This window comes from Stenotrophomonas sp. FBCC-B152 (genome assembly GCF_059134105.1).
Genome location: NZ_CP101442.1, coordinates 2,952,566 through 2,976,378 on the forward strand (window position 1 = coordinate 2,952,566; position 23,813 = coordinate 2,976,378).

Annotated in this window: 20 protein-coding genes; 7 read left to right on the plus strand and 13 right to left on the minus strand. The window is 63.5% G+C overall.

Annotated features, from left to right (window positions below; genetic code table 11):
- The first annotated feature begins 263 nt into the window (after window positions 1–263).
- Window positions 264–1,532 carry an OmpA family protein gene (locus tag NMB40_RS13630; RefSeq protein WP_494358750.1) on the plus strand — a complete coding sequence of 423 codons (1,269 nt, stop codon included), beginning with the start codon at window positions 264–266 and terminating at the stop codon, window positions 1,530–1,532.
- A 19-nt stretch (window positions 1,533–1,551) separates the two neighbouring features.
- Here the strand turns inward: NMB40_RS13630 and NMB40_RS13635 are convergent, their stop codons facing one another.
- The 3 genes from NMB40_RS13635 to rluD are packed head-to-tail and all read right to left on the minus strand — an operon-like array spanning window position 1,552 to window position 3,760.
- Window positions 1,552–1,959, minus strand: coding sequence for a thiol-disulfide oxidoreductase DCC family protein (locus tag NMB40_RS13635; RefSeq protein WP_494358751.1), 408 nt, complete (start codon window positions 1,957–1,959; stop codon window positions 1,552–1,554).
- Entirely contained in the window at window positions 1,956–2,765 is an 810-nt protein-coding gene (gene pgeF / locus NMB40_RS13640; RefSeq protein ID WP_494358752.1) for a peptidoglycan editing factor PgeF, read from the minus strand. Before pgeF ends, NMB40_RS13635 begins: the two co-directional genes overlap by 4 nt.
- The gene (rluD, locus tag NMB40_RS13645; protein ID WP_282247405.1) at window positions 2,765–3,760 is read right to left on the minus strand and encodes a 23S rRNA pseudouridine(1911/1915/1917) synthase RluD; all 996 of its coding nucleotides are present in this window, start codon (window positions 3,758–3,760) and stop codon (window positions 2,765–2,767) included. Before rluD ends, pgeF begins: the two co-directional genes overlap by 1 nt.
- A gap of 116 nt (window positions 3,761–3,876) precedes the next feature.
- Here rluD and NMB40_RS13650 point away from each other — a divergent pair, with 116 nt between their 5' ends.
- Entirely contained in the window at window positions 3,877–4,761 is an 885-nt protein-coding gene (locus tag NMB40_RS13650) for an outer membrane protein assembly factor BamD (RefSeq protein WP_282247404.1), read from the plus strand.
- A 368-nt stretch (window positions 4,762–5,129) separates the two neighbouring features.
- On the opposite strand, the gene NMB40_RS13655 is transcribed toward NMB40_RS13650, so the two are convergent.
- Both NMB40_RS13655 and NMB40_RS13660 read right to left on the minus strand, forming a co-directional pair.
- The gene (locus NMB40_RS13655; RefSeq protein ID WP_494358753.1) at window positions 5,130–5,744 is read right to left on the minus strand and encodes a hypothetical protein; all 615 of its coding nucleotides are present in this window, start codon (window positions 5,742–5,744) and stop codon (window positions 5,130–5,132) included.
- A 109-nt stretch (window positions 5,745–5,853) separates the two neighbouring features.
- The gene (locus tag NMB40_RS13660) at window positions 5,854–7,488 is read right to left on the minus strand and encodes an NAD+ synthase (RefSeq protein WP_494358754.1); all 1,635 of its coding nucleotides are present in this window, start codon (window positions 7,486–7,488) and stop codon (window positions 5,854–5,856) included.
- A 276-nt stretch (window positions 7,489–7,764) separates the two neighbouring features.
- Between NMB40_RS13660 and NMB40_RS13665 the strand changes: the two genes are divergently transcribed.
- Window positions 7,765–8,157: a type II toxin-antitoxin system RelE/ParE family toxin gene (locus NMB40_RS13665; RefSeq protein WP_494358755.1), complete on the plus strand. Its 393-nt coding sequence runs from the start codon at window positions 7,765–7,767 to the stop codon at window positions 8,155–8,157.
- A complete protein-coding gene (locus tag NMB40_RS13670; RefSeq protein ID WP_494358756.1) occupies window positions 8,129–8,431 on the plus strand; it encodes a helix-turn-helix domain-containing protein in 303 nt (100 codons plus the stop codon). The genes NMB40_RS13665 and NMB40_RS13670 overlap by 29 nt, the downstream gene beginning before the upstream one ends.
- Before the next feature lie 109 nt (window positions 8,432–8,540).
- Here NMB40_RS13670 and sucD read toward each other — a convergent pair whose 3' ends face one another.
- Together sucD and sucC are read right to left on the minus strand one after the other, a co-directional pair.
- A complete protein-coding gene (gene sucD, locus NMB40_RS13675) occupies window positions 8,541–9,416 on the minus strand; it encodes a succinate--CoA ligase subunit alpha (protein WP_017356169.1) in 876 nt (291 codons plus the stop codon).
- Window positions 9,417–9,437: 21 nt separating this feature from the next.
- The gene (gene sucC, locus NMB40_RS13680; protein ID WP_068853794.1) at window positions 9,438–10,607 is read right to left on the minus strand and encodes an ADP-forming succinate--CoA ligase subunit beta; all 1,170 of its coding nucleotides are present in this window, start codon (window positions 10,605–10,607) and stop codon (window positions 9,438–9,440) included.
- A 243-nt stretch (window positions 10,608–10,850) separates the two neighbouring features.
- Here sucC and NMB40_RS13685 point away from each other — a divergent pair, with 243 nt between their 5' ends.
- The 3 genes from NMB40_RS13685 to NMB40_RS13695 all read left to right on the plus strand — a co-directional run bounded on the left by NMB40_RS13685 (window position 10,851) and on the right by NMB40_RS13695 (window position 15,040).
- On the plus strand, window positions 10,851–12,464 hold the full coding sequence (locus NMB40_RS13685) for a sensor histidine kinase (RefSeq protein ID WP_494358757.1): 1,614 nt from the start codon (window positions 10,851–10,853) through the stop codon (window positions 12,462–12,464).
- Between the two features lie 64 nt (window positions 12,465–12,528).
- On the plus strand, window positions 12,529–13,914 hold the full coding sequence (locus NMB40_RS13690) for a sigma-54-dependent transcriptional regulator (RefSeq protein WP_494358758.1): 1,386 nt from the start codon (window positions 12,529–12,531) through the stop codon (window positions 13,912–13,914).
- Between the two features lie 577 nt (window positions 13,915–14,491).
- Window positions 14,492–15,040, plus strand: coding sequence for a SymE family type I addiction module toxin (locus NMB40_RS13695; protein WP_494358759.1), 549 nt, complete (start codon window positions 14,492–14,494; stop codon window positions 15,038–15,040).
- Between the two features lie 105 nt (window positions 15,041–15,145).
- Here the strand turns inward: NMB40_RS13695 and NMB40_RS13700 are convergent, their stop codons facing one another.
- The 6 genes from NMB40_RS13700 to NMB40_RS13725 all read right to left on the minus strand — a co-directional run bounded on the left by NMB40_RS13700 (window position 15,146) and on the right by NMB40_RS13725 (window position 23,745).
- Window positions 15,146–15,439, minus strand: a complete 294-nt coding sequence (locus tag NMB40_RS13700; protein WP_494358760.1) for a hypothetical protein — start codon at window positions 15,437–15,439, stop codon at window positions 15,146–15,148.
- A gap of 235 nt (window positions 15,440–15,674) precedes the next feature.
- The gene (locus tag NMB40_RS13705) at window positions 15,675–16,109 is read right to left on the minus strand and encodes a hypothetical protein (RefSeq protein WP_494358761.1); all 435 of its coding nucleotides are present in this window, start codon (window positions 16,107–16,109) and stop codon (window positions 15,675–15,677) included.
- Between the two features lie 42 nt (window positions 16,110–16,151).
- Window positions 16,152–16,511 carry a hypothetical protein gene (locus NMB40_RS13710; protein WP_494358762.1) on the minus strand — a complete coding sequence of 120 codons (360 nt, stop codon included), beginning with the start codon at window positions 16,509–16,511 and terminating at the stop codon, window positions 16,152–16,154.
- A 459-nt stretch (window positions 16,512–16,970) separates the two neighbouring features.
- Window positions 16,971–17,714 (minus strand): hypothetical protein, encoded by a 744-nt coding sequence (locus tag NMB40_RS13715; protein ID WP_494358763.1) that lies wholly within the window; start codon window positions 17,712–17,714, stop codon window positions 16,971–16,973.
- Between the two features lie 420 nt (window positions 17,715–18,134).
- Entirely contained in the window at window positions 18,135–18,425 is a 291-nt protein-coding gene (locus tag NMB40_RS13720) for a hypothetical protein (RefSeq protein ID WP_494358764.1), read from the minus strand.
- Between the two features lie 556 nt (window positions 18,426–18,981).
- Entirely contained in the window at window positions 18,982–23,745 is a 4,764-nt protein-coding gene (locus tag NMB40_RS13725) for an RHS repeat-associated core domain-containing protein (RefSeq protein WP_494358765.1), read from the minus strand.
- Window positions 23,746–23,813: the final 68 nt, after the last annotated feature.

The window sequence follows — 23,813 nt, forward strand, 5'->3', positions numbered from 1 at the left end:
TTCCGGCCTGAAATCGCACACCCCCTGCGCATCATCCGCCGTGATGCGCTCGTTTTAGGAGTGTGTCGTTTTCTGCATGGCCGGCGCTGGCAGGCCGGCAACCGCAGCGCGCCATTTCCATAGGCCTCCTAAATCGTCGGAATCCGCAGCCGATTCGCAACCTGCGGCCCGTGCAACTTTCATTTTTCGTTGACAGGCCGTTCCGACATTGACTCCCGCAACGCCCGTGCATGCCGCAGGGGCTGGAACCGGGAATCGGATTGATGTCACTGCTGGATCGCTTCATCGAAGACACCGCCCTGCACATGGGCCTTGGCCACCGCGCGCGCAACCTGGTGGACGTGCTGGTCGATTACATCCGCGGCCTGCCGGGCGGCATCCAGGGCCTGCGCCGTCGTTTCGATGCAGTGGGCCTGGGCAGCCGCTTCCCCGGTGATGAACGCCCCTCGCGGCTGCTGGCCAGCCAGCTGGAATGCGTGATCGGGCGGGAAGAACTGGCCGTGCTGGCACGCCGCGCCGCCTTCCCCACCGGCATGTTCGCGGTGGTGGCCTCCGACCTGCTGCCGGGCCTGCTGGAGGTGCTGGAGCAGGAAGCCCGCAGCGCGCAGGCGCCGCATCCCGTGGCGCAGGCGGCGCCGCGCAGCCCCACCCTGCGCCTCGTACGCGGCACCGCCATGCGCGGGCTGCTGTGGGTGATGGTGGCCGGGGTGCTGCTGTGCCTGACCGGCTGGATCCACCAGAAGACCCGGGTGAGCACCGGTGCCGCACCGGCCTACGCCGAGCAGCAGCACCCGCCGCGGCTGTCGCTGGTGAACAGCGGTGGCGTGATCGACGTACGCGGCCGCCTGCCGGGCGAGGCCGACCGGCGCCGGGTTTGGAGCGCGCTGGTGGCCCAGTACGGCCAGGGCGGGGTCACCGGCGACATCCTGCGCGACCCGCAGGCACAGGCCCCGCGCTGGCTGGACCGGCTGGTCAGCCTGGCCCCGGTGCTGCGCCACCCCGGGCTGTCGCTGTCGTTCACCGGCGATGCGCTGCACGTGGACATGACCCGGCTGCCGGAGGGCGACCGTATCGCGGTGTCCGATACCCTGCGCCGGGCGTTTGGCCACCTGCAGGTGAGCGGCCTGTGGGACGCGGGGCGGATCGCGCTGGCGCGGCTGCCGGCCAACCCCGCACCGCACGAACTGGTGGCCGCGTTGAACCAGGGCAAGGTCGGGTTCGAGCACAAATCGCCGGTGCTGCGCGCCGACGGCCGCGACATGCTGCGCGCCAGTGCGCAGGCCATCCTGGCGGCCGGGCCCGGTGTGCGCCTGGAAGTGGGCGGGCATACCGACAGCCTGGGCGCTGCCGAGACCAACCTGCAGCTGAGCCGGCAACGCGCGGATGTGGTGGTGGCGGAACTGCAGGCGTTGGGGGTGCCGGCCGGTGTGTTGGAGCCACGTGGGTATGGGGAAGAGCATCCGGTGGCCGACAACCGGTTGGAGAGCGGGCGGGATCGCAATCGGCGGATCGAATACAGCGTCCTTCGGTGACCTGCGCGTCCGCGCGCTTTCAATCGAGAAAACGCGCCGCCTGGGCCGGCGTGGGCAGGAAACACTGCTCATGCCGGCCAAACCACCGGTACCGGTTGCGTGCCAGCGCGCGATACGCACGATCGCGCCAAGCGCGCGGCACCACCCGCAGCACGTGCGCCAGCTTCCACGCCCCGCCCAACCCGGCCAGCACCCGCACGATGGCATCGGTATCGCTCCACGCGCGGCCCTGCTCCACCAGCAGGAACGACAACGGGTCGTCCGGGTCCAGCCCGTGCTGCTGCAACAGCGCGCGCCCCTGCGCCCCCTGCATCGCCGCGAACCGGTAGCGCCCCTGGCGATCAAACCGCAACAGGAACCGCACCCAGCGGCTGCAAAGCGCGCACACGCCATCAAACACGATCACGGCCCCGACATCGGGGCTCACGGCGAAATCCACGCCAACGTCGCCATTCGCCCGGTCTTCCGATCCCGCCGATGCGAATAGAACCGCCCCGGCTCGGCAATCGTGCTCAGCTGCCCGCCACTGATCGCGCCCGGGTCCAGCCCGGCCGCCACCAGCCGCCGCCGCGCCAGCGCGTACAGATCCACCTTCCAATGCCCCGGACGGGTGGCCACGAACGCCTCCGCCGCCCCGGCATCCAGGTCCACGAACGCGGCAAACACGTCCGCGCCGATCTCATACTCGGCCGGCCCGGCCGCCGGCCCCAGCCATGCCTGCAGCTCACCCGGCGGCGTACGCATGGCCGCCACCGTGGCTTCCAGCATGCCGTCGGCCAACCCGCGCCAGCCGGCATGGGCAGCGCCGATCTCGCGGCCATCGCGCGCAGCCAGCACCACCGGCAGGCAGTCGGCGGTCAGGATCGCCAGCACCACCCCGGGCACCGAGGTCACCGCCGCATCGGCGGTGGGTTCAGCCTCAATGCCACTGGCCACGGGCGGCGCGTCAAAGCGCAGCACCCCGGTGCCATGCACCTGGCGCAGCCAGTGCGGTGCCGAGGGCAGCCCCAGCCCGGCCTGCAGCAGCGCGCGGTTGCGCGCCACCTGGTCCGGGTCGTCGCCGTCGGCGGCGGTGCGGTTGCCCATGTTGAACTGGTCGAACGGCGCCTTCGAGCCCCCTGCGCCGTGGCGCAGGGTGGTCAGCGCATGCACCCCGGGCGCGGCCGCCCAGTCGGCGGCCAGCACCGGCAGCGGCGCGTCGTGCGACGGAACGGAAGCCAGGGGCGTGGCCATCAGCGGCGACCGCGCTCCAGCTCGGTGAAGCGCTTGGTGTCTTCACGCAGCGCGTCCAGCAGCGCCACCATGTCGGCCGGCAGCGGCGCGCTGTTGCGGATCGGCTCACCGGTGATCGGGTGGGCGAATTCCAGCGTTTCAGCATGCAGCGCCTGGCGCTTGAAGCCGCGCAGCTGCGCGACCAGGTCGTCGGTGGCGCCCTTGGGCAGCTTCAGCGCGCCGCCGTACAGCGAATCGCCCACGATGGCGTGCTTGAGGTGGGCCATGTGCACGCGGATCTGGTGGGTACGCCCGGTTTCCAGGCGGCATTCCAGCGCCGTGTGCGCGCGGAAGCGCTCACGCAGGCGGTAATGGGTCACCGCGTCCTTGCCGTCCTCGCGCACCGCCATGCGGATGCGGTCGCGCGGGTGGCGGTCGATCGGGGCATCGGCGGTACCGCCGGAGACCAGCGCGCCCACCACCACCGCCAGGTACTGGCGGTGCACGTTGCGCGCGGCCAGCTGCTCCACCAGCGCGGTCTGCGCCTGGATCGTGCGGGCCACCACCATCACCCCGCTGGTGTCCTTGTCCAGGCGGTGCACGATGCCCGCACGCGGCAGCACCGACAGGCCCGGGTCGCGGAACAGCAGCGCGTTGACCAGGGTGCCGCTGGGGTTGCCCGCGCCGGGGTGGACCACCAGGCCGACCGGCTTGTTGATCACATAAACGTGTTCATCCTCGTACAGGATGTCCAGCGGGATGTCCTCGGGCTCGGCGTGGGTCTGGGTGTCGAGCACGACATGCAGGCTGGCCACCTCGCCGCCGCGGACCGGGTCGCGCCCGCGCACGGGCTCGCCGTCCAGCAGCACGTCCCCGGACTTGATCCACTCGCTCAGCTTGGAGCGCGAGAATTCGGGGAACAGGTCGGCCAGCACGGCGTCAAAGCGCCGCCCGGCGGCGGTATCAGGCACGACGGCCTGACGGGTGGATTCGGTTTCAGAAGCGTTATCGGACATGGGGAGCACACCGCAGGAAGACAAATTGGGGGTCCCGGCAACCAGTTTCAGTCGCAGGACAGGCCACTAGGCTATCATCGACCCTTCGTATTCCAGCCGCGTCCCGCCCTGACCCCATGATCCGACGCTCTTCCCTGCTGTCCGCGCCCGTCCGCACCGCGGCCCTGATGCTGGTCCTGGCCCTCGTTTCCACCGGCTGCCACCGTGGCGCCAAGGGTGACAACCCGGAAGAAGGCCAGCCTGTCGAAACGATCTACGACAAGAGCCACGGCCTGATGCAGAAGGGCAACTGGAGTGGCGCCGAAGCCACCTTCCGCCGCCTGATCGCCCAGTACCCGTACGGCCCGTACACCGAGCAGGCGATGATCGAAACCGCCTACGCCCAGTACAAGGCCGGCAAGCACGATGACGCGGTGTCGAGCATCGACCGCTTCATTCGTACCTACCCGACCCACCGCAACATCGCCTACATGTACTACCTGCGTGGCCTGGCCAACAGCAACCGCAACACGGTGTTCCTGCGCCGCGTGTGGTCGCTGGATCCGAGCCGCCGCGACCTGTCCACCCCGCGCCAGGCCTACGCCGACTTCAACATCGTGGTCGAGCGTTACCCCAACAGCCGTTACGCTGCCGATGCACGCCAGCGCATGCTGGAACTGCGCGACGTGTTCGCCCAGCACGAGCTGGACAACGCCCTGTACTACCTGCGCCGCGAAGCCTGGGTATCGGCTGCCGGCCGTGCCAACTACCTGCTGGACACCTACCCGCAGAGCAACTTCCAGTACGACGCCGTGGCCGCCCTGGGCGAGGCCTACACCCACCTGGGCAACAAGACCCTGGCCGACGATGCCCGCCGCGTGCTGGAGCTGAACCAGCCCGAGCACCCGTGGCTGCAGGGCAACTGGCCGAAGTACCCGTGGATGATCCGCAAGCTGAACCCGTTCGCCGGCGAGAAGTCCGCCAGCACCGGCCAGCGCAACGCCACGATGAACCGCCGCTGATACCAGCGCGGTGCAGAAACAGAAAAAGGGTCCCTCGCGGGACCCTTTTTCATTTGCACCTCAAGCCGGCAAGACGCCCGCTCCATGTCGCGTCGCAGGCTCCGCCTGACGCATTGTGAAATCGGGAACACGCGAAACCTCAAAACGCCCCACCGTGCAGACCGGCTCCACCCGATGCTGCAGCAGCGGCCCGTTGGTGATGACCACCCGCGCGTGTCGCGGGGCGCGCGACGGCTCAGGCTGTGCCGGGACTCCGTTTGGCCGGTAGCCGGGGGTGCTGGTATCGGCGGGAGGAAGATGCATCAGGGTGTCTCCGTAGGAAAACCCTGACTCTAGTGACCGTCTCCGGATGCGCTTCCGTGTTTCGCTCAGCCCCGGCGACCGTCACGGGTCTCCGCCACATCTGCGGGTGGCAGGTGTACTACCTCGACGACGTCGCTGAAACGCACGCGGCGATCCTGCTTCCGCGGCTCGGGTGCCGGCGCGTCCTCGTAGTCCGCCGGAGGGATCACCACGTCGGGCGCGTCGTCGTAGTCGGGCTGGGGTATCTGCACCGCAGGCGCATCATCCAGATAGTCCACGGGCGGTATGCCCGCCGCAGGCAGCTCATCCCACTGCGTGACGCCGGAGGCTGCGGTACCTGCGAGCCATGCGGTGACATTGGACGCCCTTTCACCGGACTGACCCGTATGCGGCTCGGGCGCAGGCAAGCGCCCCAGCCACTGGCTGAGGACCTGCCTCAGGTCCGGCGAGCGCACGCTCTGCAACTGGCTGGAGATCGCCCTGCGGAACCCCACCGCATCACCGCTGAATCCGGCGGTGGCCAGCCCCTTGCGGAACACGTGCTCGGCACGACCGCCAAATTCACGGTTGGCGATGAGCGTGAGCTTCCTCACCGTCTTGGGCGACAGCGTGGCGTTGTCGCGCTTGCACGCCAGCGCCTGCACGAAGGAATGGGTTCGGGTATTGATGACGGTGGACATGCAGAGGGGCCCGTTGGGAGAGGGCCGTGCACTCTATTTCCAGGCCATTTCCGCTACTTCCACGAAGCCATCGGGCGCGCTTGCCGCGCCCCGTCATGCGCCCGTTCGTTCAGCCTTTGTAGCCGTTGCTTATCGGGTAGCGGCGCTCGCGGCCGAACGCGCGGCGCGAGACCTTCGGGCCGGGTGCGGCCTGGTGGCGCTTCCACTCGCTGGTGCGCACCAGGCGCAGCACGCGGTCCACCACTTCGGCGGCATACCCTGCCCCCACGATCTCCTCGCGCGACTGCTCCTGGTCCACGTAGCGGTACAGGATGCCGTCCAGCACGTCGTAGGCCGGCAGCGAATCCTGGTCGGTCTGGTTGGCGCGCAGCTCGGCCGACGGCGGCCGGGCGATCACCGCCGGCGGAATCACCGGCGCCCCGCCCACCGTGTTGCGCCACTTGGACAGGCCGAATACCTCGGTCTTGTACAGGTCCTTCAGCGGCGCGTAGCCGCCGCACATGTCGCCGTAGATGGTGGCGTAGCCCACCGCGTATTCGCTCTTGTTGCCGGTCGTCAGCAGCAGCCCGCCGAACTTGTTGGACAGCGCCATCAGGATCACCCCGCGCGCGCGCGACTGCAGGTTTTCTTCGGTCACATCGGCCGCCTGCCCTTCGAACATCGGGCCCAGCGCAGTCATCAGGCCTTCGAACACCGGCTCGATCGAGACCGCTTCCAGCTTCACGCCCAGCGCGCGGCACTGCTCGGCGGCCAGGTCGTTGGACATATCAGCGGTGTAGCGCGACGGCAGCCGCACGGCAGTAACGTTGTCCGCGCCCAGCGCGTCCACCGCCATCGCCAGCACCAGCGCCGAATCGATGCCGCCGGACAAACCCAGCCACACCTTCTTGAAGCCGTTCTTGCCGCAGTAATCGCGGATGCCACGGGTTACCGCGCGCCAGGCCAGCGCATCCATGCTCTCGTCGCCATCGTCCATCCACTCGCGCGGCAGGAAGCGGCGGCTTTCGGCGTCGTAGTCCACCACCAGCCACTGGTCGGTGAACGCCGCGGCGGCCGGGTGCACGGTGCCATCGCCATCGGCCACCACCGAGGCGCCATCGAAGGTGAGCGCATCCTGCCCGCCCACCATGTTGAGGTACAGCAGCGCCGCGCCGGTTTCCCGGGTACGCTCGGCCAGCAGCGCATCGCGCTGGGCGTGCTTGCCGCGTTCGTACGGCGAGGCATTGGGCACCACCACCAGTTCGGCGCCCTGGCGCACGGTGTCGGCCAGCGGCTCGGGGAACCACAGGTCTTCGCAGACCAGCACGCCCACCGGCACGCCCTTCAGCTCGAACACGCAGCTGCCGCCATCCGGGTCCACGTCGAAGTAGCGGCGCTCATCGAAGACCGCGTAGTTGGGCAGTTCGCGCTTGCGGTAGGTATGCAGCACCTGGCCATCGCGCAGCACGCTCGCCGCGTTGTAGACCACCGCGCCGGTGGCCTCGGGCCAGCCGACCACGGCGGTGATGCCCTGGGTGCTTTCGGCGATGCGGGCAAGTGCCTGCTGGCAGTCGTACAGGAAGCGCGGGCGCAGCAGCAGGTCTTCGGGCGGGTAGCCGCTGATGGCCAGTTCCGGGAACACCACCAGTTCGGCGCCGAACTCATCGCGCGCCTCGGCGATCATCGCGATGATGCTGTCGGTATTGCGCTCGACCGCCCCCACTGGGAAATCGAACTGAGCCATCGCAATGCGGATCGAGGTCATGAGGTAACGCCTGAGGTTTCGATACCCCATTGTAGCGCCGGGCCCTGCCCGGCAAACCGGGTGCCAGAACGCAGAAACGCAGCCCGAAGACGGCATTGTGTGCAGTCGGAAACGTCCACCTTTCCACGCAACAATTCTGAAAGTAGTCGACTGGGTTCCGGCGTATCAACAGGCTCCTGCTGCGCCCCTGCTCTGCCCCATGAATGTTCGACGACTCAAGCTGGTACCTTCACAAGCAATATGCCCGTTACGGGTATACTTTTGGCATCTTGTCTGATGCAGGTCTTCAAGCGTAAGGACTTCGCGCGCTGGCAGTCGGCGGAAAGGCTTCCTGATGCGGCACTGTGCCAGGCGGTCCACGCAATGGAACTTGGGCTGATTGACGCGGATCTAGGTCGATGCCTCTACAAGATGCGGGTGGCACGACCCCGGGGCGGTAAACGCGATGGATATCGCACCCTGCTTTCGGCCCGACTCGGCAACCGCTTTGTGTTCCTGCACGGGTTTTCGAAGAGCGAAAAGTCGAACATCACGCAGGAAGAGAAGCAGGCGCTTCAGTACGCGGGCAAAGTGTTTCTGGAGCTTGACCCCGTCGCACTTGGAAAGGCGCTGAAAATTGGCGTTTTATTGGAGATACGCTGTGAGCAAGATTGTCGAATCCCTGCGTGATGACCTGGCTGCGCTTGAGCAGGCCGGTGCTGTCAGCAAAGTGACCATGCGCCACTTTGACGCAATGTGCCCACCGCGCGTACGTGATCTCAGCGCAGCCGATATCAAAGGGCTGCGGGAAGGACTGAACTTCAGCCAGCCTGTTTTCGCGCTCCACCTGCATACGACTGCGTCGACCATCCGCAAGTGGGAACAGGGTGAGAGTCACCCCACAGGCCCTGCACTCAAGCTGTTGAATGTGATTGCCGACAAAGGGCTTCAGGCAATCCTTTAGCTCCTTTCCGAACCCCAGAAACAAACAACGCCCCTGACGGGGCGTTGATTGTTTCTGGTTGCGTGCAGCCGGGCCAGGGCCCGGCTTTACGCGTAAGACGCGTAGCGTCTTACTTGACCAGCTTGGCGATGGCGGCGCCCAGGTCGCCCGGCGAGCGGACGGTGACCACACCGGCAGCTTCCATGGCGGCGAACTTGCCTTCGGCAGTGCCCTTGCCGCCCGATGCGATCGCACCGGCGTGGCCCATGCGCTTGCCGGCCGGAGCCGAAGCACCCGCGATGAAACCGACGACCGGCTTCTTCACGTGGTTCTTGATGTACTCAGCGCCTGCTTCCTCGGCGTCGCCGCCGATTTCGCCGACCATGATGATGCCTTCGGTCTGCGGGTCTTCGTTGAACAGCTTGAGGCAGTCAACGAAGTTCAGGCCGTTGATCGGGTCGCCACCGATACCGATGCAGGTCGACTGGCCCAGGCCCACTTCCGTGGTCTGCTTGACCGCTTCATAGGTCAGGGTGCCCGAACGCGACACGATGCCGATCTTGCCCGGCTTGTGGATGTGGCCCGGCATGATGCCGATCTTGCACTCGCCCGGGGTGATCACGCCGGGGCAGTTCGGCCCGATCAGCACGGTGTCCGGATGCGAACGGGTCAGCACGTTCTTCACGCGCAGCATGTCCAGCACCGGAATGCCTTCGGTGATGCACACGATGACCTTGATGCCGGCAGCCGCAGCTTCCAGGATCGCATCAGCCGCGTACGGCGGCGGCACGTAGATGACCGAGGCGTTGGCGCCGGTGCTCTGCACGGCGTCGGCAACGGTGTTGAAGACCGGCAGGTCGATGTGGGTCGTGCCGCCCTTGCCCGGGGTCACGCCGCCAACAACCTGGGTGCCGTACTCGATCATCTGAGTGGCGTGGAAGGTACCCTGCTGGCCGGTGAAGCCCTGCACGATCACCTTGGTGTTCTTGTTAATCAAAACGGACATTGGATTTCCTTCGGTGTCGGATCAGGCGGCGTTCTTGACAGCTTCAACGACCTTCTTGGCACCGTCGTTGATGTTGTCGGCCGGGATGATGGCCATGCCGCTGTCACGCAGCAGCTGCTTGCCTTCTTCCACGTTGGTGCCTTCCAGGCGCACCACGACCGGAACCTTGACGCCCACTTCCTTCACAGCGGCGATGATGCCTTCGGCAATCATGTCGCAGCGGACGATGCCGCCGAAGATGTTGACGAAGATGCCTTCGACCTTGTCCGAAGACAGGATCAGCTTGAACGCTTCGATGACGCGCTGCTTGTTCGCACCGCCGCCCACGTCCAGGAAGTTCGCCGGCTCGCCGCCGTTGAGCTTGATGACGTCCATGGTGGCCATGGCCAGGCCGGCGCCGTTCACCATGCAGCCGATGTTGCCGTCCATGGTGACGTAGTTGATGTCCAGCTCCGAAGCGGTCACTTCGGTTTCGTCTTCCTGGGTCTTGTCGCGCATGGCGACCAGGGCCTTCTGACGGAACGCGGCGTTGTCGTCGCTGTCGAACTTGCCGTCCAGCGCGTACAGGTTGCCGTCGTCCAGGATGGCCAGCGGGTTGATTTCAACCAGCGCCAGGTCCTTTTCGTTGAACAGCTTGTACAGGTTCACCATGATGCTGGCGAACTGGCCGGCCTGCTTGGCGGTCAGGCCGAGCTTGAAGCCGAAATCGCGGCCGTGGTAACCCTGCACGCCTTCAACGAAATCAACGTTGAGCGAGTGGATCAGCTCCGGGGTTTCAGCAGCCACCTGCTCGATCTCCACGCCGCCTTCCGAAGAAGCGATGTAGGTGATGGTCTTGGTGCCACGGTCAACCAGCACCGACAGGTACAGCTCCTTGACGATCTCACCGGCGGTGGTCACCAGCACCAGGTTGACCGGCAGTTCAACGCCTGCGGTCTGGTAGGTGGCCATCTTGGTGCCGAGCATCTTGGCCGCAGCGGCCTTGACGTCATCGGTGGTCTTGCAGAACTTGACGCCGCCAGCCTTGCCGCGACCGCCCGCATGGATCTGCGCCTTCACCATCCAGGGGCCCTGGCCCAGGGAGTTGGCAGCTGCGACGGCTTCATCGGGGGTTGCCGCGACCTTGCCGGCCGGGACGGGAATGCCGTACTCGGCAAGCAGCTGTTTTGACTGGTATTCGTGGAAATTCATGCGTCACCGTGGGAATAGGAACGACCGCACGCACGGACCGCGGCGGGCCCACTATTGTGGACGACCCGGCGGCGCGGCGCAAAGAAACCGGGCCCCCGGCGTGAAGAGGGGGAGATTTCCACCTTCATTCAGGCAGTTGCGCCGAGGCCGGCCCCCCGGGGGTGGGTCGGGAATGGTCAAAATGCGCGGTTCGGGGCCCAAACCTATGCCTATACTGGGCCCAGCCAGAAGGGGAGTTCCGGCGTGTCACCCAGTGCTTCATTGATCGACCGCATCGAGTCCATGCCGAAGCGGGAGCTGTACTTTTTCGCCCTCTACCGGGTCTTGATCGCAGCGGTCATCGCCGCCCTGCTGTTCAGCCCGCTGAGCGCGCTGGTGGGCGAATCCACCCATCCACAGCTGGCCGCCGTGGTCGGCGGCGCCTACCTGGCCATTTCCCTGCTGATCCTGGTCGGCGGCCGCAACGACCGCTGGCTGCAGCCCATCGTGGTGGGCAGCGTGGCGGTGGACATCATCGCCACCGTGCTGCTGGCCCACGCCCTGCCCGGCGCCAGCGCCGGCCTGTCCATGGCCCTGCTGTTCAACATCGCCGCTGCCGCCACCCTGCTGCCGCTGTCGATGGGGATGGGCCTGGCGCTGCTGGCCGCCGCCGCCACCGCCGGCGAGTACGTGTGGAACCTGCTGGAAAACGGCGAGCCCAACCGCACCCTGGCCGAGCTGGCCATGTTCATCACCAGCTTCCTGGCCCTGGCGTTCGTGAGCTACCAGGTGGGCAACCGCGCCCGCCGCAACCAGCAGCTGGCCAACCAGCGCGGTGCCGAGGTGGCCAACCTGTTCGAGATCAACGAACTGATCATCCGCCGCATGCGCACCGGCGTGCTGGTGGTGGATGGTGCCAACCGCATCACCCTGGCCAATGAGGCCGCCTCCACCCTGATCGGCGACAACGACGGCAACAGCGGCAGCGGCCTGCTGGAACTGGGCAGCGCCGCGCCCGACCTGAGCCGCCGCCTGCTGCGCTGGCGCAACGGCTGGACCAACGAAGAAACGCCCCTGCAGCTCTCGCCCGACCAGCCCGAGGTACAGCCGCGCTTTGCCCGCCTGCTGGCCGGCAGCGACCTCACCCTGGTGTTCCTGGACGATTCCACCGTGGTCTCGCGCCGCGCCGAATCGCTCACCCTCTCGGCCATGGGCCGGTTCTCGGCCAGCCTGGCCCATGAGATCCGCAACCCGCTGGCGGCCATCAACTACGCCGCCCAGCTGCTGGAAGAATCCACCGCCATCGGCGATACCGACCGCCGCCTGCTGCAGATCATCCACCAGCAGTGCCAGCGCACCAACGGCATCGTGGAAAGCGTGCTCGGCCTGGCCCGGCGCGAGCGGGCCAACCCGGAAAACCTGGACCTGGCCGCCTTCGTGCGCCGCTTCGTGCTGGAGTACAAGCAGAGCCTCACGCTGGAAACCGACAGCATCGAGCCGATCATCAGCGAAAGCTCGGTGCATGGCCTGGTGGACCCGCGCCACCTGCACCAGATCCTCACTGTGCTGGTGCACAACGCACTCAAGTACGGCCGCACCGGGCAGGACCCGGCCCGCGTACGCCTGCGTGTGGCCCGCCAGGAGCGCAACGCGGTGATCGACGTGATGGACCGGGGGCCGGGCATTCCCGAATCGGTGGCCAGCCAGCTGTTCCGGCCGTTCTACACCACCTCCGAACATGGCACCGGGCTGGGCCTGTATATCGCCCGCGAGCTGTGCAAGGCCAACCAGGCCAACCTGGAGTACGTGTCCGTTCCGGCCGGCGGCGCCTGCTTCCGGCTGGTACTGCCCGGCCCGCACACCATGCTGCCGCAATGACGCGCTACCCTGCAGGCGTCAATAGTTTGTCGTTTTCAACCGCTCTCGGCTATCTTTCCCCCATATGAACGAAAACCGCAGCGCCCTCGTCGTCGACGACGAACGCGACATCCGCGAACTGCTGGTACTGACCCTGGGCCGCATGGGCCTGCGCATCAGCACCGCGGCCAACCTCGCCGAAGCGCGCGAGCTGCTGGCCAGCAACCCCTACGACCTGTGCATCACCGACATGCGCCTGCCTGATGGCAACGGCATCGAGCTGGTCACCGAAATCGCCCAGCACTACCCGCGCACCCCGGTGGCGATGATCACCGCGTTCGGCAGCATGGACCTGGCGGTGGAAGCGTTGAAGGCCGGCGCGTTCGATTTCGTCAGCAAGCCTGTGGACATCTCGGTGCTGCGCGGGCTGGTGAAGCATGCGCTGGAACTCAACAACACCGAACGCCCTGCCCCGCCGCCGCTGACCAGCGACACCACCGCGCGGTTGCTTGGCGACTCCCAGGCGATGGATGGCCTGCGCGCCACCATCACCAAGGTAGCCCGCAGCCAGGCGCCGGTGTACATCCTGGGCGAATCGGGCGTGGGCAAGGAACTGGTGGCCCGCACCATCCACGGCCAGAGCGCACGCGCAGCCGGCCCGTTCGTACCGGTGAACTGCGGCGCGATTCCTTCCGAGCTGATGGAAAGCGAATTCTTCGGGCACAAGAAGGGCAGCTTCAGCGGCGCCCATGCCGACAAGCCGGGCCTGTTCCAGGCCGCGCACGGCGGCACCTTGTTCCTGGACGAAGTGGCCGAACTGCCGCTGCAGATGCAGGTGAAGCTGCTGCGCGCGATCCAGGAAAAGTCGATCCGTCCGGTGGGTTCTGCCACCGAGGTTCCGGTGGATGTGCGCATTCTTTCTGCCACCCACAAGGATCTGGGCGACCTGGTGGAAGATGGACGGTTCCGCCACGACCTGTACTACCGCATCAATGTGATCGAGCTGCGCGTGCCGCCGCTGCGCGAGCGCCGTAGTGATCTGCCGCAGCTGGCGGCTTCGATTCTTGCCCGCTTGGCGCGTACGCATGGGCGGCCTACCCCGTTGCTGGCGCCGTCGGCGCTGGAGGCGATGGGCACGTATCACTTCCCGGGCAACGTGCGCGAGCTGGAGAACATCCTGGAGCGTGCGCTGGCGCTGGCCGAGGGTGACACCATCGGCGCGAGCGATCTTCGGTTGCCGCAGCAGGGTACGCCGCGTCATGGTGGGGCCCCGGTGGCGCCGCATGAAGAAGCGGTGGTGGATCTGCCGGCGGGTAACGGCGCGCTGCCTTCGTATATCGAGCAGATGGAACGCACCGCGATCCAGAAGGCGCTGGAAGAGAACCGCTGGAACAAGACGCGCACTGCCGCGCAGCTGGGCATCACGTTCCGCGCGTTGCGCTACAAGCTGAAAAAGCTGGGAATGGACTAAACCCGGGACCGGGTTGAAACCAACGTTGCGGCAATGAAAATGAAACCGTAGAGCCACGCCCTGCGTGGCTGCGATGCAGATCGACGCCCGGAACCCAACGATCCACTCGCAACGCGTCGCCGCACACCGCGATGGACACGCATGGCGTGTCACTACCGATCACCTCTACGCCGCCACCTCACAGTGTCGCAACAGGCACGAACCCGCGTAGCGACACGCCACGCGTGTCCCACGTAACGCCAGACACCTCTGTCGCCAACACCCCAACAAAACCGCACCGCCGTCGCACTACCGCTCCAACCGGAGCCGCTAGCGACACCATGTTGGCAATGCCTATCGAACCCGGAAGACCAACAGACACAATCGATTGGCGACCGAACTCACCACGGCGCATGGTGGTGACGGAGCTTCAAATCTCCAAACGTGAGCAAAATTATGGAAGTCCCATGTCGGGAGGGTGGCTAATACAAGACCCCTCAACCGGGGAAATACTCCACGCCGCATGCTCACGAGCGGATTTGAACCTCCCGGCTCCCTTGCCCTACCGGCAAGGGAGATTTCCCCTTGGAGGCCCTCCATGCGCTCGCCCCGCAACACCCCCCTCTTCCCCGAACTGCTACTGCCCACGGCAGACCGCCCGCGCCATTACACCGTGCGTGCCCACACCTACGCATGGATGGACACCTTCGGCGGCGGCACCGTGCCATGCCTGTCCATACACGGCCACTGGCTGGAGAACGCCGGCTTCAGAGTCGGCTCAAGCGTCAGCATCGAAGCAACGGCCGGCCAGTTGATCGTGACCTTGATCGAGTTCCCCGAAGAAACACGCAACGGAAGCTCCACGGCCTTCGAGAATCACATCGCAAAGCGCGGCCGCGCCACCCCAGACAGCCAGATCATCCACGAACACCCCGGCTGGATGGTGCGCGAACTCATCCTGGCGCCCATGGGCGCCTCCACCCTGGACTTCGCCCACGCCATCGGCGTGTCGCAGGACTTCGCCGAATGCTTCCTCGCCGGTGACCAGGATGTGGACCTGGATCTAGCCCAGCGCCTGGGGCCATTCGGCCGAACGTCGCAGAAGCTGTGGTTGGATCTGCAGCAAAAGCACCGTTCGATACGATGATCGCGCTCCGGCCGTAGACCCACGCCCTGCGTGGCTGAAACTTTGAACGCCATACCACCCTATCGAGATCTGGCGAGGCATCTGCTGCATCAGCAATGCACGACGCTAATAGACATCGACGAAGAACTGGCGCTCCGTTTCAAGCCTATGCGCTAGTGCATGTGCTGAAGCATGCCCGTCAACGACGTGATCCTCAAGCATCAACGTAGCGGGATAATCGTCGCCCGCCTGCAGCACTGACTCAATCTTCAACGTCAGGCCTTCGCCCATCTCGCCCCCATCCAGCAGCGAAAGCACATCTCCGGGTAGCGATTGAAAGGGGATCTCGACGTATCCGGTGATGCATCCGTACGGCTGAGTGGGTGAATAGAACAATGAAAAATCGAACCTGAATTTCATTATCGCCCCCAACGGTGGTCGCGTAACATCAACCCGGTAGCCATCTGCCTATCTTCGGGCATATCGCACCCCATATTCCAGAGCTCTATCAGCAGCAACGCCCCTCTTTTCGACACCAGTTTCAAGACTCATCGACACACAACTCGCAGCTCACCGACAACCCTCCTTCGTCAGCTTGAGGTAGTGAGAGAAGTGCTTGCACCAGAGTGTGGAGGCAACTGAGCATCCAACGTGCCTATAGAGATGGATCCAACGTTGACGGATCAAAGCCATCCGATTCCAGCCTGAGCCAGACATCGTATGGGGAGCCCGGGCTGAAGAACGACCTGACAGAAAGACAAGCGCCCACATCTTGCGCGACGTCGATCCACTCCTCAATGTAGGTCGCCAATGCCTGAAGATCGCTCAGACGACCTGCAATCCAGTGGCCGTCGATGATCGCTGAATCCCAGGTACCAACTTCAAGGAAATCATACGGCCCCAAGTTGCAGTGACAGGATACCCAGTCATTCTCGGAATCTGCCGCATAGGTTCGAATTGCGGCCACAAACGCACGCAACCCCTCTTCGGAACCTGTGATGATCCACCGCTTTGATTCATCATCACGGTCATAGTGGAACCCGAGCTTCCTCCATTCGGACCGAAACCATTCGTCTGAGAAGATCTTCATAGGGTCACCATGCGCTATCCCTAAGCATAGGCTTGAACGTTGTCATGAGAAGCGGAAAAGCAGATCCGTGCAAAGAATGGACAGAACGGCCACGGAGAACCCACTTGCCAGCCTTCTGGTCGGCGCCACCCATGCCGCCACACCTCCAGCCGCAACTACTGCGCCCGCGAACGCCGCTACCAACAAGGCCATCTCGGCGCCCTGAAACCATTCCGCATAGCAGATTGGGCCGCCTATTTCATAGTCGCGCCGCGATAGATCCGAGGTCCACTCACTACCTAGGTCACCGGCGGGGCAGAAGCGCAGCAATAGGCCGCGAAGCGACATCACGGCCAGCAGAACCACCCCGAAACTGGTGAGAGAAGCTGGTACAACTGCAACCCATCGCAGCACATTATTCATCTAGCCTGCTCCACCTCTCTCGCGGCGAGAAACCGGTTCGCTGCTTCCCTGACCTTCTCCCAAGACAGATGAAAGAGTTCACTCGCGTCATTTCCTGCGAAGGCCGCTTCCGGAAGCGCAGCGGCAGCGGCGACCAATCGCTCGATACTCTGCCGAAGCGCCTCGGTCAACCCACTCCAGCCTACCAGCGACGCTCCGGCTAGAAGGTCTTGCCTGAGCTCCCACGCAGCAGCGAAGTGACCGTTGAACCGCCGTATCGCTCCCACGGGACCAGCCGCGACAATACCAGCGGCATCCTCGAGGTATAAGAGACAGTCCCCCATTGATTCGTCATAACTGCTCTGCTCCTTTTCATCCACAGCACGTACCCCATGCTTCCCGCTAAGAACCAGCCTGGTTGCAACTGATGAGGGCAAGATCAATATCGGAACCCGAAGAGCATACCAGGCGTCGAAAGTACTATCGACGAACCAGCGACGCGCGCCCGGCCATTACCTCAATGAAGCCATCGCTCACGTACATCCTGATCATCTTTTCCTTACGACTGACAATGCAGCTTCGGACATTTCCAAACCCGTGCTCTGCGGCCAGCCCTGATACGTCCAGCTTGGCGAGACAGGACGACACCCGACCGAATGACATCCTCACAGGATAGAGTTCAGATGGGCTGCCTCCAGCGGCCATAAGCAGGTCGATGACGCACGAACTGGTAGCGGCAGAAAAGTGAATTGACTCCAGCTGAGAGAAGAGGAAATCAGCCTTCTCTATCTGCACAAACCCGGCCGAACCCACCGCAATCTTTGAAGCGACAAGCCGATCCGCAAGCTCCCGACCAACATCCAGTTCAACCTTACTTCCCGCCGCCTCAACAAGGCCGCCTGCCAAGTAAAGCCTCAAACTTCCGCCTGACTCGTCAACCCGGCCATCCTGAACGTTCCCGGCTGCTGCGTTGTCAGCAAGTTCGGGGAAGCCGAAGCGCCCGAAGAACGACTCCAGCCCCCTGCATGACAGCAGCGAGGCTGACCGCCTCCTGCCCACCTTGTAGTCGCCTAGGCTGAGATCGATCTCGCAGTACTGATCCACGATCGATACTGAGACTGAGTTGATGACACCGTCGTGGAACTCGACGTCATCGAAGCTGCTCGGAAACGTCACTTCACCCACTACAGCCTCCAGGCCATTAATGTCATACGCGAACTGCATCGGGCACTTCCGGTTCCTCAGAACCACATCGTTGAACCAGACCACATCTACCCGCGGAGGATCCTCCGTAGCAGCTGCCTCAAGTCGCCCTAAACAACTAATGATGGCGCTTGCTAACGAGCCATGAACCGAACGCAAACCAGTAGCGCGATCAACCACGCGACGACTGGATAGACACCAGTCCACACCTTGTCTGCCACATCAACCCCAAATGCTGCGAGCAGCACAAGGAAGGACAACAGGAGGGCAATAAAGGCCATCGCACTCGCCCCAAGAACAATCGTCGAAACCGCTCTAACGTTCATCATTTTCATCCATAGTCGGGATGACGTCGGTGCAGTTGCAAACCCGAGCTTCGTCCCGCGAGGTAGAGCCGGGCTCTGCCCGACTGCTCTCCTCAACCCGCATGCCCCCCCACCTTCAAATCGCATCAAGAACGTATCGAATCAAAGGAATGAATCCGATCGCGAGCAGCAACAGGACAAAGACGCCAAGCGAAGCGACATGAACGAATGACACTAACGAGATCAACTTCGAAGCACCTCGCTCCTTCATCACTGCAATACACCCATGGAAGCCATTCCGTGCCACCGTCAGATCGCGCGTTGGCATGACAGGAAGCAAAGCCAGCTCCTCCTCACCCGCTGTTCGGTCTGGCTCTCGTTTCGCAAGAAAGACCACCCATGATCGGCTGACCATGTGGGCGAACATGCTGTAGAAAAGTCCGGGTACTAGTTCATCCATCGCTTTACGGTACACAACCGCACTCGATCACGCGAGGGGCGCCATCGAATGTCGAATAGCTTTTAGTATAGGCGTAGAGCGAGGCGTCATCACCCTCCGTTGTCCTGCAGCGACATTGGATGTGATGCGCAGAGCATGCGCGGTGAGCTGCGGCGGTAAGCCTGGAATCCATGCTTTCTAGAGTCCATTAATCTCATCTGTCATTCGCCCAGCCTTATCAAACGCGTAGTACCTCTCGCCGCCTATGCGGGTTACGCACCTACCGTGATAGGGAAAGCTAGGCGTCGCTTTGACTGTCCAACCCGCTTTGGTCTCATAAACGGACAGGTCACATTTTGCCCCCTGGACTTGGGTGCAGAAATCTTCAGAACTCGCCCTCGCAACTTTCAAGAGCTGCAGCTCGAAATCCGTTGGGTGCTGTGGAGTCACAGAAACTCCGCAATTGACCTCAGGCTTTGAACAGCCCGCTGCGAAGATCAGCGCCGATATGGACAGCGGTGCAAAGCAGCATATCCTCTTGCGCCTAGTCAACATTTGGATAGGTTCCATTTCGAACAGAGGGAAGAAGTTTGCTTACTATGTACTGAATTCGAGCCCGGACGACCGTGTCACACATACCTCCTTCGCAGCTTTCGCTTTTTAGCTTCTTCATCAGGCAGCGAAGCTCAGCGGCGTACGCCCTGAATTCGCTCGACAGCCTCTCTTGGTCATTGTCGAAGCTGACCAGACCCTTAGGATGCAGTACGGGAATCCATCCCCAGTAGCGGCAAACTCCTGGATTTGACCTTGTCGCGTCGGCAACATGAGTTTGCTCGTGAACAACCAAACAATCACCCAAACAAGCCTGATCATAGGTAGCGAGCCTCCCCCAGTTCACGAATGGCTTCACCACCCCATCGTCGCAGTAAACGGTGCCATCCGGAGTTCGCTCCCCTGGAAGTAGACCCGGATCACGAACCGCAGCGAGCCCTTGCGGATCATATGCAGCAATTGGCATACCACCAACATATCCATAGGTGGCGGGTCCAGCAGCCAGTCCCACTGGATCACTCTGCGCATAGCGGCCGGAGCCGGGCTCGTAGTCTCTGAAGTAGTTGTAATTCAGACCACTATTTACATCGACTCGTTGGCCGGGGAAGCGAAGGTCAAAGACCTGCACGGTTCCGTCTTGGTCCGGGTCTTCATCCAACGCTCCACTACCAAATGCCTCACCCAACAAGCTCCACCGCCACACCGCAACATCTCGCTGCGGATCGATTACTGCGCGCGGCGAACTCAGATGGTCGGACTCGACGTAGAGTACCTTGCCAGCCTGGATCAGGCCAACCGGGCGGGAGCCCACCCATACGACCTGCTGAGCCGGGACGCCGGTCGCGCCATAGCTGCCCAGCCACTCGCCGCCCTCGCCATGCAGGTGCAGCGTCTTTTCAGCACCGACCTGCTGCAGAACACGCTGCCCCGCCGCGTTGTGTCGATAGCTGGCCTGCGCAGAACTGCCTTGCGTCGCATTCTTGAGTCGCCCCACAAGGTCGTAAGCGTAATGCCAGTCACTGCCGATGGTTAGCGTGTTGCCCATTGCATCGTACCCGCGCGCGACACCATCGATTGATGCCAATCGGTGGCTGTCTGCAGGATATACGTATGCCTTCGTTCCCGTTGAGTTACCGAACGACAGACGGTTTCCGGTCGCATCGTAGCTGTACTGCTCGATGGCCACACCCGTTGGTGCATCCCTAAAATCCGTCAGGCGGCCCAGGGCGTCGTAGTCCAGCGTCGCGCCCTGCTCCTGCTGACCGCCATCGGTCAGCGAGGTAATGTTCCCCGCTTCATCGAGCCCGAAGGTGACGTTAAGACCATCGCGGCCATCGCTGATCGCCACCGGCCGGTAGTCCAAGTCATAGCTGCGGTCCAATCGACGCCCGTTTCCAAACGTCCAGGTCTGCTCAGGCCCGAACGGTAGCGTCTGTACCCCCTGCAGCAGCACTTCGCGGATGCCGCCTGCCGGGGTGACACCCACGCTGCTTACCTGGCCCAGCGTGTCGTATCCATAGTCGACCAAGCTTCCATCCGGGTAGGTCATCGACTGCAGTCGTCCCGACGGCGCATAGGCGTAGCGCAGCACCAGCGCCTGCCCCTCTACCACCTGCATGCGGCGCACCAGATCGCCCACCGGGCTGTAGCAATAGTCCGTGCGGCCGCTGGAATCGATCATGCTGGAAAGGCGACCCACGCCTGCCCGCTCACCTGCCGGACATTGGGCGGATGGCTGGTCGTAGACGTACTGGATATCTGCCGCCGGATCGATGAACCGTACGGCCGTGGTGCGACCCACCGCGTCGTGCTCGTACTGCGCCGTTACGCCACGGGCGTCGGTTCGGGTAAGCGGGTTGCCGAGACGGTCGTAGGTGAACTGCGTGGTGCCGGTATCAGGGCTGGTCTGGGAGGCCAGCTGGCCGAATCCATCGTAGGCGTAGGTGGTCGCCAGGCCCTTGGGATCGACCACTCGTTCGACCTGGCCATTGGCTGCGTACTCGTAGCGCATCTCGGCGTTGATGCCGCCGAGGTCATCGATCTGTTTGGTCGGGCGTCCGATCCCGTCGTAGGTACTCTTGGACACGGTGCCGGCCGGATTCTCGGTTTCCAGCAGGTTGCCCACGGCGTCGTAGCGCAGCTGGGTGGACTGGCCGGATGCGCCGGTCACCCGGGTCATGCGGCTGGCAGTGTCGAACATGCGATCAAGGGCACGTCGCAGCACGCCGCTGCTGTCGCGCACTTCCTCGCGCAGGCGGTTGCCTGCGCCGTCCAGCACGTAGTTGATGCGGTTGCCTGCGGCGTCTTCCACGCTGGTGAGGCGGTCGGCCGTGTCGTAGTGCATCCGGGTCCAGACGCCATCGGGCTGGGTGACACGGGTGAGCTTGCCGGTTGAGTTGTACTCGTAGAGGCGGATTCGATCGTTGGCCGGTGCATCGCCCTTGATGGTTTGGGCGAGGACGCGGCTGTTGTGGTCGTACAGCTGCTCCACGACCACGCCGTCGATGCCACGGACCTGTACGGCACGGCCGAAGGCGTCGTACTCCAGGTATTCGGTGCGGCGATTGAGGGGGTCTATCTCTGCGCGCAGGTCACCCTTGCGGAAGCGGCACTCGCCGTTGGCGTCGCAGCCGGCGTCGTTGGCAGCGTGGTACTCGAAGCGGGTGACGGCGCCGGCTGGGTTGATTGTGGTGAGTTGCAGGCCGGGCAAGGGGCATTGCGTGCCGTTGGCGGCTGAGTCGGCTTCAGTGCAGTAGGTGTTCTGGGACTGACGCACGTTGATGGGTGCCGTGGCGAGGGAGCCGCAGACATAGTCGGTGGGTTGGTTGGCGTCGTACTGGCAGGAGAACAGTACGTGGCCTTGAGCGTCGTAGACCTGACGGCTCAGGGAGGTGAGCAGCTCGCTACCGGCAATCTTCTTGCTAACGCGCTCTTCCACGACGCGGTTGTTGGCATCGCGGGTGGTGCGGGTGATGCGGCCGATTGATTCTTCGGTGCGGGTGGCGACCTGGGAAACTGTGCCGCTACTGGAGTCGACGTAAGACTGGGTTGTGCGGTTGCCAAGCGCATCGACTCTGGACGCAAGTCGACCAAGCTCATCGTAGTTGAAGGAATGCACCCCTTGCGCGTCTGTCGTCTTGGTAATGGCACTGAACCGGCGGCCTGCTATGACGTGCTGCCTCACATCGCCAAGACTGCTGACAGACGTAGCCGTGCCATCAGCGTTGTAGGTGATCGCTGTTGCATCGACGGGTAGTCCCGCAGCGTGCAAGCGGCTCCCCGTCACCATGCCATTACTGTCGTAAGAGAAGGTCGCGTAGCGATCGCCGCCTTCCACAATCCCGGTGAGGAGGTTCGGAATGGCCGCTGGCGCCAATCCAGCCTCAGCGTACAGATACGTGCGCGTGCTGCCGTCAGGTCGAGTGACTCCTGTCAGATTTCCAGACGCGTCGTACAAGTACTCTGCTTGCGAGCCGTCCGGAAGAGTGATGGAGGAGAGCCACTCGCCGTCGTAACCGAACACCAGCGAGCCGCCCCGACCGTCTGTGATGCGATCAACTCGACCCTTCTTATCGTAGGCGACAGTCGTACTGGTACTGGGCGCCCCGGTATCAACCATGATCAGGCGCCCGTCACTGTTGTAAACACGCACAACCCCGCCCGCCTGGACGAGCTCAGATGTTCCATCAACACCAGCCCGCAGAACTTCACCCGAGGCTTGATTTCCACGGCCTCGGGAGTAAGTCTGGAGATAACCTCGCTCGTCTGCACGACTCCCACGGGAGGAGCCTGGCAGGATGAAGTCTGCGTAGCTATGCGACCAACCAGTACCAAGTTCCTTGGCTGCCTGAAGCTGGTTAAGCGAGTGGTAAAAACGAACGAACTCCTGGCCTGCAAACGAAAAATCAGGCTCGGAGCGCGCTTTGTCCCCCGTTGCGGGATAGCAGGGATTGGAATTGATGGAGCAACTGGTCGTTTGTTTGATGTTGTATGCCTGGATTGCTGCCGAAGTCTTCGCCGGCCGGCATATGTTCGGCCAGTCCAGATCGGTCGAACCCGGAACATACTGAGGATTGCTTCCTTCTTTGATCAAGAAGCCCTCGGCGCACTCGACACTGTGCTGTTTTGGCACCCAGAAGTTATCGATCCTGGGAGGACTTGGCGGCGACCAAGCGGCACACCACGTCTGAATCTGGACATATTTGTTCGGCTGCGGGTTGTTACCCACCATCGAAAAGTTCAGGACTGCACCCGTTCGCCCGTTCCCTTGAATGCGAACGTAGGGCTCGCCATGGCCGCCGACCATGCCGACGCGATTGATCTCACACTGCGGATTTCCGCCACGAAGCCGCTGCAACAGAGCTTCGATGCCAGATTCTTCCGTCGGATAAGGCTCACCACCCGCGACGCGGTATTCGTCCGGACCAACGAGTTCAGGCGGCTGGTCGTCAATTCTGTAGCTGTACTGCAGGACATCGCCAGTGGTTCTGACGCCAGTCCGATTCACCTTGGTCAAGCGCCAGTGCGGACCATAGATCCCCGTACTTGCGCGCATATCCGCCTCAGCCTGGGCCAATGAGCGATAGCAACGAGCGTCATAGCAGAACTCCGTTGGTAGCGGAGATTGCTGCGCGAATGCATGCGGAGTGAAAGACGTGGCCAATAGCAGCGCGAAGAGCATCAGAGCTCGTGAGATCACATCGACTTCCTTGTCAGTTACCGGTCCAGCATCGGCGAGACAGGCACAAGCATCCACGCCGCCCCAAATTCGGCGAAGTGTTGCCTAAAATCAGCCTCTGAACCGAGAGCAGCGTCTCGTTTCCA